Consider the following 12,256-nt stretch of genomic DNA (forward strand, 5'->3'; position numbering starts at 1 on the left):
TGCAGTTTTCTGCGAATCTCCGTTCCGACCTATGCTGCGGCAAGCATCGGCTTATGGCAGGCTATCACTCGGGGCCGCTGCGAACTAGTGATGGCTATGACCGTGTCAACTTTTTCGGCCTCTGCCGCGTTATGAAGGGTATGATCCGCTCGCTTGCGTTCGTCTTCGCCATCGCGCTCGCGATGTTCGCGTCGGCTGCTGTCATCGCCGACCCCGCGCCGACGCCCGACGCGCTGACGATCCTACGTAATGCGGAGGCCGCTGCTCGAGCAAATCCCGATCCGCCCTACACGGTCTACGACATGCACGAGATCTTCATCCATCATGGGCACCAGTTCACGTACGACTACCACGTGTGGTATCGCGCGGACGGGAAAGCGCTCATGCAGAACGTCGTCACCGATCGAGCCGGTCATCACGAGCAGCATTTCGGCTACCCGTTCCCGTTCGCACCCGACATCAATATCTTGTTGTACTCGACGCCGCCGCCGACTGCAACTCCGGCCCCCGTGGCGTCGCGGAATCCCGGGGTGTCAGGTACCGCCCCCCCAATAGTCTCTGTGCAGGTCATCACAGCCAACCGCTACTACTCCGTTACGTTGGTCGGGGTCGAGGACTATCAGGGCCACAGCGTCTATCATCTCGCCCTGACGCCCGCACCGAACGTCGACCAAAAGGCGCATCCGTGGCGAGATCTTTGGGTGGATACGCAGACCTACGAGGTGTGGAAGGCGCACGCCCTTGGGTGCTGTTCGATCGGCCTGGCGACCGGAACCATTGAAGGGACCGCGGAGTTCGAACCCGTCGGCCAGTACTGGCTGCTCGCTCATGCCAGTGGTTACGGCCAAGGCCACATCGCCTTTATCAGCGACAGCGGCCAGTACGAATACTACTTCTCAGGGTTCGACTTCCCCGATTCGCTGCCCGACTGGTACTTCGACCCGAACCTGTTCCGCCACCACTAGTCGCCGTTTTCGATTCGAAAAAAGGGAGCGGTCGAGATTTATCTCGACCGCCTGTCAAAGCGGCGAAAAGGGAGCGGTCGAGATTTATCTCGACCGCAGACGACCTTGCGATTGAAAGACCGCCGCGGTCGACCTTGAAGCTCGACCGCTCCATTTTAATTTATCGTGACCCGCTAGGCGCCGATTTGGGCGATGATCTGCGCGCACAAGGACTTGAGCACCGGGTCAGACGCGAGACGCTCAGCCGATTCGAACTGCTGGCGTGCGCCGTCGCCGTCGCCCTGACGGAGCCGGATCGCGCCGCGCAGGAAGTACGCCTTCGCGTACGACGAGTTGAGCTTGAGCGCTTCGGCCGCTTCCTTGTCGGCCGCGACGAGGTTGCCCGTGCGATACTCCGCCAGCGCTTTATCGTAATGCGCCTGCGTGTACTGCGGATGGAGAAGCGCCGCCACCGCGAACGCCCGCGCCGCCGCGTCGACGTGACCCGAGACGTACTGCGTCAGGCCGAGGTCGAAGTTCGCGCGCATCGACGTGGGATGGCCGGCGAGGATGTCCGTGAAGATCGACTTGGCGCTGTCCGTGTTGTTCAACGCGAGGTCTGTGACGCCGAGGTTGAACTGCGCCGGCACGAGGTCGGGCTGCTGCTTCAAGCACGTGTTGAACTCGCCCGCGGCGTCCGTATACCGCGCGAGCGCGTAGAGCGCCAGACCGCGATCGTAGTGCGCTTGGACGTCGTTCGGTGAAAGCGCGATCGCCGAATCGAGGCGGTCGAGCGACCCCGAGAAATCGCCCTTGTGATAGAGATCGATCGCCTGGCCGACGAGCGACTCGACCTTCAGCTGGCTGAAGAAGTTCTGTGCGTACGCCGCGGTCGCGGTCGCGCCGACGATGCCGGCGAAAACGATCGTCGCAGCTAGGGCTTTGCGAATCGAAGCGTTCATCGCTCACCTCCGCCGGTCGAAGAACCGCCACCCGGCTGATACGGATGGCCGGTCTGCGGCGGCCCAGGCTGCGGTGCGAACGGATCGCGATAGGACCGCCAAGCGGTGTACTTGCCGCCTTGCAGCGTCGATGCGAACACTTCGTCTGCGGCCTCGGTCGTCTTCACGCCGCCGGGTCCGATCGGATCGATGAGCGCGTAGTCGCCTTCGTCGTCGGGTCCCGACACGGTCGAAAGGCCGTGATCGGCGAGTTCGAGCGCGGATGGCACCGAGGCGCCGGCCGGCGTCGCTCCGGCGTGCCGAAGCCCGCCGCTCGATCCGAACGCGACGAGCGCAGTCATCACGACCGCCGCGGTCACGAGCCCCATGAACTTCTTGAGCATGTCTGTCTCCGATCCGTTCAGACGATTGCCGGCAGCCGAACGGTAAAGGTGCTGCCGATGCCCTCGTGGCTTTCGACCGAGACCTCGCCTCCATGCGCCCGCGCGATCCAACGACAGAGCGGCAGCCCGAGCCCGTGGCCAGAGCGTCCGTTGACGCCGGTTCTGTCGGCGCGATGGAAGCGAAGAAAGATCCGCTCGGTTTCCGCCGGCGGGATCCCCATGCCCTGATCGGTCACGGTCAAGAATGCCGCATCGCGGTTTTGCCAGACCGCGACGTCGACCGCCGTGCGGTCGGGGCTGTACTTGATCGCGTTGTCGACGAGATTGCCGACCATTTGAGATAGCTTCAATTCGTCGCCGAGCACGACGGCGCTTTCGCTGCGCGCCACGCGCACGTCGATGTTCTTCGCTTCGGCGAGCGGTTTCAGGTCGCGGACGACGCCGTTGACGACCGCCGAAAGATCCGCCGGCTCGCGGTTGAGCGCGCTATCGGCATCGACGTGCGATAGCGTCAGCAGCTGATCGATGAGCCGCTCCATGCGTTTTGCCTGCTCGTCGATGATCTCGAGCCGCTGCGCCGCCTCGCTTGAGAGCGGCGCCCCGTTGCCGAGCGCCGCCGATGTCTCGGTCCTGATGACGGCGAGCGGCGTGCGCAGATCGTGCGAGGCGTCGTTCGTGAACTGCTGCTGGAGCGCGATCGCCTGCTCGAGCGGGCGCAACGTCACCTTCGCCAGCAAGAATGCGGCGCCGGCCGCGAGGAAGAGCCCCGCGACGTTTGCGATGGCGAGCCGCCACGCATAGCTCTCGAGCATGCGCTGACCCGCAGCTACGATGCTCGGATCGTCGCGGAAAGGCTCGACGTCTTGCCACACGAGCATCGAGAGCAGTGCGAAGACGACGAACGAGAACGCGACGAGCAGAAGCACGAGGATGCCGGCGTATGCGAGCGTCAGCCGCAGTCGAGGCGACCCGACGTTATCGAGAGCGAGCCGCACCGGTTTCATGGTTTGTCGATGGTGTACCCCACTCCACGCACGGTCCGGATCCACGTGCCGCCCGAGCCGTCGTCGAGTTTGCGTCGCAGCATCTTGACGTAGACTTCGAGGATGTTGCTGTTTCCCCCGTGGTCGGCGCCCCAGAGGCGGTCGATCATGGAGTCTTTCGTAAGGACGATGCCGGCATTCTCCATCAAGTAGAGGAGAAGCCGGTACTCGGTCTTCGTCAGCTGGAGCGGCTTGCCGCCTTTCGTCGCCTGATGGCGCAGCACGTCGATCGACAGATCGCCGACCGAGATGACGCGCGGCCGAAGGTCGTTGTGCGGCCGGCGAAGCAGCGCGTGCACGCGAGCGAGCAGCTCGGGGAACGCGAACGGCTTCGGGAGATAGTCGTCGGCGCCGCTGTTGAGCCCGGCGACTCGATCGTTGACCGAATCGCGCGCGGTGAGCATCAGGATCGGCGTCGTGATGCCCTGTTTGCGCGCTTCGGTGCACAGCGAGAAGCCGTCGCGTCGCGGCAGCAAGACATCGAGGATCGCGAGCTGATAATCGTTGCCGCACAGCTCCGACAATCCCGAGTCTCCGTCGGCGACCGCGGTCACGGCGAATTTCTGTCCTTCGAGCGCTCGGCGAAGCGATGCGCTGAGGCTTGGGTCGTCTTCGACAAGAAGTAGGCGCATACAGTGTAGTTCGCCGTCATCGAAAATGTGCGCCTGCGTTGGGCGCGATTGTGTTTCAGGGAGTTTTCAGGCTATCCGTCGCTCGCCGGCTCCAACTCGCCGTCTTGGAATGCGAACGTGCCCTCCTCGAAGCGGACGAGAAACGGCATGTACGGGCTGTTCGTGACGCTTTCGAGCACGCCGATCGCGCCGCGCCCGATCTTGCCGTCGCTGCCGAGATCGAGGGCTTTCAACGTCCGGACCCGGTCGCCGACTTCCATCGGCTCCACGCTTCGCGCCGCGCCCGGACGAGTCCTCAAAAGGGCGCAGGAGCGCTTCGGAGCAATCGGGCGGCATATGGCATTTACGCCCCGATCCGAACAATCGTATGAAGCCGAGCTTCGCGGAGAAGACGGGGCCGTCGAGGCGCCGCCGCCCGTACGCAACGGCATCGACGTGCTCGAAGACGACGATTTCCGCGTGCTGCGCAACCAACGCGTCGCTCTCGTGACGAACCAGAGCGGCGTGACGCTCGATGGCCGTCGTTCGATCGACGCGCTCGCCGCGAACGAAGACGTCTTCCTCGCCGCGATCTTCACGCCCGAACACGGCCTGCTCGGCGCCGATGCCGATGGAGCCGCCGTCCGTGATAGCGTCGACGCGACGACCGGCTTGCCCGTCTTCTCGCTCTTCGGCGATCGCGACCGGCCGGAATCCGATCAACTGCACGGCATCGACGCCGTGCTCTACGATATCCAAGACGTCGGCTGCCGCTTTTACACGTATATCGCGACGCTCGGCTATCTTCTGGAGGCTTGTGCCGAGAACGGCGTGCGTATCTACGTGCTCGACCGGCCGAACCCGCTCGGCGGCAACGAGATCGAGGGGCCGTCGAGCGATCCGTCTTTCGAGTCGATGACGAACTACCACGCGCTCCCGCTGCGCTACGGCATGACGATCGGCGAGCTCGCGCGCCTGCTCAACGTCGAGCGCGAGATCGGTGCGAATCTGCGAATCGCGACTTTGGCCGGCTGGCAGCGCGACTACTGGCAAGACCAGACCGGCCAGACGTGGATCGACCCGTCCCCGAACATCCGCGATCTCGACGCAGCGGCGCTCTACCCTGCCATCGGCCTGCTCGAGCAGACGAACGTTTCGGTCGGCCGCGGCACGGAGTCGCCCTTTCACGTCGTCGGTGCGCCGTGGATCGACGGCGCCGCTCTCGCCGCGCGGCTCGAGAAGGCGGCGTTGCCGGCGGTCAAATTCGAGGCAGTGACGTTCGTGCCGAACGACAAGCGCTATCCGCACGCAGGCGTGACGTGCAACGGCGTGCGATTCGTCATCGCGGAGCGTGCCGATTTCGTGCCGACCGCGCTGGGCGTCGAGCTGATCCGCTCCCTGCGCTCCGATTATCGGCAGTGGGAGTTCCATAAACTCGAAGGTCTGCTCGCCCGCCCGGACCTGATCGAAGCGATCGAGGACAACGCCCCCGAACTCGAAGACCTTTGGCAGCCCGATCCCGACTTCTTCGAGATACGTGCCAAGTATCTGCTGTACTAGGACTCGTCAGGGTGTAGTAGGCCGAGCGAAGCTCGGCCAAATAGGATGTAGTAGACCGAGCGAAGCTCGGCAAAGACGCAGGAGCAGTTCGATGAGCGATCGCGAGCAATACGCGCCAGGTCCGGCCAGCGGTGCGCGGGTCGAGAAAGACGGGGAGAAGTGGACGCTCGTCCTCGTCAGAGATCTGCACCATCCGCCGGAAAAAGTTTGGCGAGCGCTCATCGATCCGGTGCAGCTGCGCGAGTGGGCGCCGTTTGAGGTCAGTGGGAACCTGGCGACCGTCGGAAGCACGGTGAAGCTCTCGTGGGTGAGTACGCAAAACGTCTCCGAAGCGTCGGTGAAGCGGGCCGACGCCCCCAAAGTGCTCGAGTACGGCGAGACCCGGTGGGAACTCGAACCGATCGGCGGAGGAACGCGCTTAACGCTGTGGCACAACATCGATCGCCGCTTCATCGCGATGGGCGCCGCAGGCTGGCACATCTGTTTCGACGTCCTGGATCATCTTCTGGGTGGAACTCCGATCGGGCGCCTCGCCGGCGGTGACGCGATGAAGTTCGCCGGCTGGCAGCGGCTCCACGCGGAATACGCCAAGCAGTTCGGGAGCGAGTCCTAGGCGAAGTTTTCGGCATTTCCCAAGCCTTAATATGCCTTGACACGCATATACCCCGCGTGGTATATTAAGCGCGTGGAATCTGTATTCGAGATCATTGCGGAGCCGAACCGTCGCGCGATCTTGAGCCTCCTCGTATCGTCGCGACGGTCGGTCGGAGACATCGAGCGTCAGCTTCGCATGACGCAGCCGACAGTCTCGAAGCACCTGCGCGTGCTTCGAGAGGCCGGCTTCGTGGAATCTACCGTGGACGCACAGCGCCGTCTCTATCGCCTGAAGCCCAAACCGCTCCAGGAGTTGGACGCCTGGCTGATCCCGTTCCGCCGGTTCTGGTCCGCCCATGTGGATGCTCTCGAACGCCACCTCGACCGTATGGATCAACCGACACCGACGAAAAGAAAAAAACGCGAGAAGAAGGCGCGGTCCAAGCCGCGACATCAGAAAGGCGAAGCGAAATGAAGATCAAGGTGACGAGCGTCTACGTGGACGATCACGACAAGGCCCTGCGCTTCTATACGGAAGTCCTGGGCTTCGCCAAGAAGGCGGACTTCAGCAATGGACCTTATCGCTGGCTGACCGTCGCCTCGGCGGAAGAGCCGGACGGCACGCAGCTCCAGCTGGCGCTCAACGACGACGCCGCGGCGAAAACGTATCAGCAGGCGTTGTTCCAACAGGGCAAACCTGCGGCGATGTTCTTCACCGACGACGTCAAGGGCGACTACGAGCGGATCAAGGCCCGCGGCGCCGAGTTCACGATGCCGCCGACCGACGTGACCGGGTCGACTATCGCGATGCTGAAAGACACCTGCGGCAACCTCATCCAACTCACGCAGCTAGCCCACTACTAGCCCACTACTAATGTAGTAGGCCGAGCGAAGCTCGGCGAGGTAAAGACCGCGGCGGTCGAGCTAAAGCTCGACCGCTACAATTCTTCGCCTAGTCGCGCTTCTAATTAGTTGTCGCAGGAGTGGAGCGGATCGCTCGGGGTCGGGGTCGGCGTCGGCACCGGCACGTTGAACTCGAAGTTGTCGAAATTGCCGTCGCCCTCGGCGCGGATGTGATGGAGCTGGATCGTCGACTTCTGGATCGTCACGACTTTGTAGCCGTTGACGATGGCGTAGTACTGATCGAGCGCGACGTGGTCGCCCTCATTCCAGTAGTACCAATCGATATGGTGGATCGTGCCGTCGTGCCGGTCGACGACGACGTCCATCTCTCTGACTTCACCGCGGATCTTCGGGTGCATCGTCAGGTTATAGGCGTCGTTGTTGGCCGCCGCGGTGATGTTGTAGCAGTGCATCCAGCGGCTCGCGAGACCCACCGCACCTTCGACCTTCGTGATGCCCTTGAGATACGCCGGCGTGTGCGGGAAATCGTACGTCGTAAAGCCCGGCTTGCTGAAGAACTGCGATCCGTCGAGGATCGGATGGAGCCACGGGAAGTTGACTTGGCGGACGTCGAGGTGCGCGTGCGCCTTGTACGAGTCGAGCCCCGGATTGTCGTTCAGGATCAGATCGATGACGCCTTGCGGTGTCACGGCGGACGGGGACGGCGCGGGCGTGGTCTGGCCCGCCGCGCCCACCGCCATCGCGGTGGTCAGCACAATCGCGGCGATCGCCGCGGGTAGAATCGTCTTGATCTTGCTGTTGGTCACGAATAAATACGCCTCTGGTATAGTGAACGGCCGTATACGTCCCAAAGTTCAGCGATTTTGCCCATTTTAGCCTATTCTCACGCTCCAGAGCATCCCTCGCACGCGCCGGGTACGTCCCTCTGATAGGGTCATGGCAGAAACTGGTTAGCCGACCATTCTGCCGGCTGCCTTTTTCCAGGGGTGGATGCCATGAAGAATGTCTTGGTCTCGTCACTGTGCACCGCATGTGTCGCAGTGTTCCTCGTCACGCTGGCGCGTCCGGCAGACGCGGCCGTGCGGACGTACTACATCGCCGCCGACGAGATGGTCTGGAACTACGCGCCGAGCGGGCGCGATCTCATCGACGGCGGTGCGCTCCAACCGCTCGGCCCGAGCCAGCTCGGGTGGTCGTATCGCAAGGCGCTCTACCGCGAGTACACCGACGCGACGTTCAAACGCCTCAAATCGCGTCCGGCGAACGAGGCGTACCTCGGTCTGCTCGGGCCCGTCCTTCGAGCCGAGGTCGGCGACACGATCGTCATCCACTTCAAGAACGACACGCCGCTCGCGCTCTCGATGCACCCACACGGCCTGCTCTATGCGAAGACGTCGGAAGGCGCACCGTATCGCGACGGCACCTCGACCAACGGCAAGCTGAGCGGCGCGGTCGCGCCGGGCGCGACGTACACGTATGTATGGAAGGTGCCCGAGCGAGCGGGTCCGGGTCCGATGGACGGCAGCTCCGTCGTCTGGATGTACCACTCGCACACGAATGAGACGCAAGACGTCGACACGGGGCCGATCGGGCCGATCGTCGTCACCGCGAAGGGGATGGCGAGACCTGACGGCTCGCCGAAGGACGTCGGCACCGAGATATTCACGCTCTTCGCCGAGTACGTCGAAACGCAGAGCCGCCTTTTCGGCGCCACGCTCGCCGATCCGAAGCTCAATCCGCACCACCTCACGATGAAATCGCCGGCGCTTGACGATTCGAACTCGATCGTCAGCATCAACGGCTACGCGTTCGGCAACATGCCGATGATCGACCTGAAGCGCGGCGAGCATGTCCGCTGGTACGTCCTCGCGACGATGAGCGAGTTCGACTTCCACGCGCCCGACTGGCACGGCGAGACCGTCATGTCGGACGGCAACCGGACGAACGTCATCCAACTCGGGCCGATGGACATGAAAGCGGTCGACATGTGGCCGGACAACCCCGGCACCTGGCTGTTCAACTGCGATATCAACGTGCACCGCATGGGCGGCATGACCGCGCGCTATACGGTGACGCCATGAAACGCGCATTGCTCGCGCTCGCTGCGGTCGCAAGCGTCTGCGCCTTTATGGCTCCCGCCGCCGCTCGCGCCGCCGTGCGCACCCATTACATCGCCTCCGACCCCATCGTGTGGAACTACGCTCCGTCCGGAAGCGACCTCATCACCGGCAAGCCCCTGTCACTGCTCGATCCACAGCAGCTCGGGTGGACATACCACAAGATCGTCTATCGCGAATACACGGACGCGACGTTCACGCACCTCGTGCCGCGACCGTCGAGCGATGCGTACCTGGGTCTGATCGGCCCCATCATCCACGCCGAGGTCGGCGACACGGTCGACATCGTCTTCAAGAACGACTCGCCGGTCCCGACGAACATCGCGCTCGCCGGCGGCGCTTCGTCTCGCGTAGCACCGGTGAAACCGCACGCGACCGCGCGCTACGTCTGGCGGATCACCGACGCGCTCGGTCCAGGCCCGCACGACGGCAGTTCGGTCGCTTGGCGCTACTATTCGACGGTCGACGAGGCGAACGACGAAAGCGTAGGTATGTTCGGACCGCTCGTCGTCACGCGGCACGGCTCGGCGCGTCCGGACGGATCGCCGGCGGACGTCGATCGCGAAGCGTTCGCCGCTTTCACGCAGCAGGAAGAGGGCTTTAGCCGACTGCTCGGCACGAACGTCGCCGATCCTGCGATCAACAAGCGGCATCTCAAAGAAGGTCCGCTGTTCTCCGACTTCACGTTCGCCAACGACTTCTTCACGATCAACGGCTTCGTCTTCGGCAACATGCCGATGCTGATGCTGCGCGAGGGTGAGCGCACGCGCTGGTATGTCATCGTCACCGGAAGCAGCTTCGACGCGCACACCCCGCACTGGCACGGTCAGACGGTGCTCGACCGCGGCATGCGCACGGACATCATCGACGCGCAGATCAACGAGATACGCGTCGTCGACATGGTTCCGGACAATCCGGGCGTTTGGCTGTTCCATTGTCACGTTCGGCTGCATCTGGCGGGCGGGATGGAGGCCCGGTTCGCCGTCGTGCGCTGACCAAGTCGGAGGTCCGGTTGCTGCAGCCACCGTATTAGAGCCTCAGAACGGAGGCTGCTCGATATGAGGAGAGTCCTACTCTCGCTTTTCGGCGTTGCATTGCTTTTCGGGGCGTTCGCGCGCCCCGCGCAGGCGGCGGTCCGCACCTACTACATCGCCGCGGACGAAGTCATCTGGAACTACGCGCCGAGCGGCATGGACGAGATCACCGGCAAGCCGCTGCCGCCGCTTCAACCTAAGCAACTGGGTTGGATGTTCCGCAAAGCCGTGTACCACCAGTACACCGACGCGACGTTCAAGCACATGACAGTGCGTCCGGCGGACGAGTCGTACATGGGACTGCTCGGGCCGATCATCCACGCGGAGGTCGGCGATACGATAGTGATCCATTTCAAGAACCAGACCCGCTTCCCGTTGAGCGTACATGCGCATGGCATGCTCTACGATAAGAGCTCGGAAGGCGCGCTCTACCAAGACGGCATGCCGAAGAGCACCAAGCTCGGCGACGGCGTGCCGTCCGGTCAGCAGTTCACCTACTCGTGGAAAGTGCCGGACCGGGCCGGCCCCGGACCGGGCGATCCGAGTTCGGTCATGTGGATGTTCCACTCGCACGTCGACGAGGTGCACGACGTCAACACGGGCCCGGTCGGCGCTATCGTGATCACGCGCAAGGGGATGGCCAAGCCGGACGGTTCGCCTAAGGACGTCGACCGTGAGATGTTCGTCGTGTTCGCTGAAGAGGACGAGAGCTCGAGCCTTTTCTTCCCCGCGAACGTCGCTGACCCGACGATCAACAAGCGACACGTCAAGGCAGCCGGCCCCTACCTCACCGATGACGAGCTGTTCTCCATCAACGGATTCGTGTACGGCAACATGCCGATACCGACGATGCGTGTAGGTCAACGCGTCCGCTGGTACGTCATGGCCACTATGAGCGACTTCGATTTCCACACGCCGCACTGGCATGGCAACACGCTGTTGATCGACGGCATGCGCACCGACATCACGGACATCTCACCGATGGAAATGCGGGTCGGGGACATGGTGCCCGACGCCGCAGGTGTCTGGCTCCTGCACTGTCACGTCAACCTCCATCTCGACGCGGGCATGGAGGCCCGATACGAGGTGCTGAAGTGAGGCGCGCCGTGCGTCTGGTCGCAGCCGCAGCGGCGCTTGCGACGGCGCTGCTCGCGATCGTCGTGCAACCGGCAGCGGCGCGCGAGCGGACGTACTACGTCGCCGCAGACGACGTCGTTTGGAACCCGATCCCCTCCGGTCGCAACCTTGAAGGGTCGCGTCCGATCGGCCCGATCCCGCCGTCGACGCTCGGCTGGAAGTTCCACCTGCTCGTGTATCGCCAATACACCGACGACACATTCAAGGTGCTTGCGAAGCGCCCGGATGACCAGCTCTACCTCGGCATCACCGGTCCGCTCATGCGGGCCGAAGTCGGCGATACAATCGTCGTCGTCTTCAAGAACGACACGCGCTTCCCGGTGAACATGCGGCCGAACGGTTTGAAGTCGACGGGTGGCCTAGCACTCGTCGCACCTGGCTCACGCAAGACGTATCGCTGGAGCGTGCCGGCAAGTTCGGGCCCGGGCCCGTCAGACGGCAGCTCGATACTCTGGACCTATCAAGCCGACGGTAAGGACCTCGCGGACTCGGGCCTCTACGGACCGATCATCGTGACGCGCCATGGAATGGCGCGGCCGGACGGTTCGCCGAATGACGTTGACCGCGAGTTTGTGGTGTGGTTCCACGAGATCGAAGATACGGTCTCGCCGACTTGGACCGAGAGCCTCGCTGATCCGGCGACGAATCCGCATCACCTCAAGGCGACGTCGTTTCCGCCGCCGGTGCTGTTCAACAACAACATCTTCGTGAATCTCAACGGCTTTGCGTACGGCAACATGCCGATGCTGTTCATGCACCGAGGCGAGCGCGTGCGGTGGTACGTGTTCACGTCGAGCTCGAGCTTCGACTTCCACGCGCCTTCGTGGGAAGGTCAGACGGTGCTTTATCGCGGCACGCGATTGGACGTCATCCCGCTCAACCTCAACCAACCAGCGGCCGTCGACATGATCCCTGACAACCCAGGCGTGTGGCAGATCTATTGCAGCGTGAACATCCACTTGGACGGCGGAATGGAGGCGCGGTTCACGGTCCTTCCCTAGCATCGC

General features: G+C 63.3%; 15 protein-coding genes. 9 read left to right on the top strand and 6 right to left on the bottom strand.

Features of this window, described 5'->3' with window-relative positions; translation table 11 throughout:
* Positions 1-140: 140 nt before the first annotated feature.
* Positions 141-965, top strand: coding sequence for a hypothetical protein (locus tag VFO25_00445; protein HET9341364.1), 825 nt, complete (start codon positions 141-143; stop codon positions 963-965).
* 173 nt (positions 966-1,138) lie between these two features.
* Here VFO25_00445 and VFO25_00450 read toward each other — a convergent pair whose 3' ends face one another.
* From VFO25_00450 to VFO25_00470, 5 genes are all read right to left on the bottom strand, one after another.
* Positions 1,139-1,906 carry a tetratricopeptide repeat protein gene (locus VFO25_00450; protein ID HET9341365.1) on the bottom strand — a complete coding sequence of 256 codons (768 nt, stop codon included), beginning with the start codon at positions 1,904-1,906 and terminating at the stop codon, positions 1,139-1,141.
* Positions 1,903-2,289 carry a hypothetical protein gene (locus tag VFO25_00455; GenBank protein ID HET9341366.1) on the bottom strand — a complete coding sequence of 129 codons (387 nt, stop codon included), beginning with the start codon at positions 2,287-2,289 and terminating at the stop codon, positions 1,903-1,905. The genes VFO25_00450 and VFO25_00455 overlap by 4 nt, the downstream gene beginning before the upstream one ends.
* A 17-nt stretch (positions 2,290-2,306) precedes the next feature.
* On the bottom strand, positions 2,307-3,293 hold the full coding sequence (locus tag VFO25_00460; GenBank protein HET9341367.1) for a HAMP domain-containing sensor histidine kinase: 987 nt from the start codon (positions 3,291-3,293) through the stop codon (positions 2,307-2,309).
* A complete protein-coding gene (locus VFO25_00465) occupies positions 3,290-3,964 on the bottom strand; it encodes a response regulator transcription factor (protein HET9341368.1) in 675 nt (224 codons plus the stop codon). The genes VFO25_00460 and VFO25_00465 overlap by 4 nt, the downstream gene beginning before the upstream one ends.
* 71 nt (positions 3,965-4,035) lie before the next feature.
* Positions 4,036-4,224 (bottom strand): hypothetical protein, encoded by a 189-nt coding sequence (locus VFO25_00470; GenBank protein ID HET9341369.1) that lies wholly within the window; start codon positions 4,222-4,224, stop codon positions 4,036-4,038.
* A 76-nt stretch (positions 4,225-4,300) separates the two neighbouring features.
* Here VFO25_00470 and VFO25_00475 point away from each other — a divergent pair, with 76 nt between their 5' ends.
* The 4 genes from VFO25_00475 to VFO25_00490 all read left to right on the top strand — a co-directional run bounded on the left by VFO25_00475 (position 4,301) and on the right by VFO25_00490 (position 6,961).
* Complete coding sequence (locus VFO25_00475) at positions 4,301-5,503, top strand: DUF1343 domain-containing protein (protein ID HET9341370.1); 1,203 nt, start codon at positions 4,301-4,303, stop codon at positions 5,501-5,503.
* A gap of 91 nt (positions 5,504-5,594) precedes the next feature.
* On the top strand, positions 5,595-6,116 hold the full coding sequence (locus VFO25_00480; GenBank protein ID HET9341371.1) for an SRPBCC family protein: 522 nt from the start codon (positions 5,595-5,597) through the stop codon (positions 6,114-6,116).
* A gap of 72 nt (positions 6,117-6,188) precedes the next feature.
* Positions 6,189-6,572 carry a metalloregulator ArsR/SmtB family transcription factor gene (locus tag VFO25_00485; protein ID HET9341372.1) on the top strand — a complete coding sequence of 128 codons (384 nt, stop codon included), beginning with the start codon at positions 6,189-6,191 and terminating at the stop codon, positions 6,570-6,572.
* Positions 6,569-6,961 carry a VOC family protein gene (locus VFO25_00490; GenBank protein ID HET9341373.1) on the top strand — a complete coding sequence of 131 codons (393 nt, stop codon included), beginning with the start codon at positions 6,569-6,571 and terminating at the stop codon, positions 6,959-6,961. Before VFO25_00485 ends, VFO25_00490 begins: the two co-directional genes overlap by 4 nt.
* 104 nt (positions 6,962-7,065) lie before the next feature.
* Here the strand turns inward: VFO25_00490 and VFO25_00495 are convergent, their stop codons facing one another.
* Positions 7,066-7,767, bottom strand: coding sequence for a hypothetical protein (locus VFO25_00495; protein ID HET9341374.1), 702 nt, complete (start codon positions 7,765-7,767; stop codon positions 7,066-7,068).
* Positions 7,768-7,956: 189 nt separating this feature from the next.
* Between VFO25_00495 and VFO25_00500 the strand changes: the two genes are divergently transcribed.
* From VFO25_00500 to VFO25_00515, 4 genes are all read left to right on the top strand, one after another.
* A complete protein-coding gene (locus tag VFO25_00500) occupies positions 7,957-9,042 on the top strand; it encodes a multicopper oxidase domain-containing protein (GenBank protein ID HET9341375.1) in 1,086 nt (361 codons plus the stop codon).
* A complete protein-coding gene (locus VFO25_00505) occupies positions 9,039-10,073 on the top strand; it encodes a multicopper oxidase domain-containing protein (GenBank protein HET9341376.1) in 1,035 nt (344 codons plus the stop codon). Before VFO25_00500 ends, VFO25_00505 begins: the two co-directional genes overlap by 4 nt.
* Before the next feature lie 63 nt (positions 10,074-10,136).
* Positions 10,137-11,210 (top strand): multicopper oxidase domain-containing protein, encoded by a 1,074-nt coding sequence (locus tag VFO25_00510; protein ID HET9341377.1) that lies wholly within the window; start codon positions 10,137-10,139, stop codon positions 11,208-11,210.
* Positions 11,207-12,250: a multicopper oxidase domain-containing protein gene (locus tag VFO25_00515; GenBank protein ID HET9341378.1), complete on the top strand. Its 1,044-nt coding sequence runs from the start codon at positions 11,207-11,209 to the stop codon at positions 12,248-12,250. The genes VFO25_00510 and VFO25_00515 overlap by 4 nt, the downstream gene beginning before the upstream one ends.
* The last annotated feature ends 6 nt before the right edge of the window (positions 12,251-12,256 follow it).

The sequence above is a fragment of the Candidatus Eremiobacteraceae bacterium genome (assembly GCA_035710745.1).
In the GTDB taxonomy this organism is placed as follows: Bacteria; Vulcanimicrobiota; Vulcanimicrobiia; order Eremiobacterales; family Eremiobacteraceae; genus JANWLL01.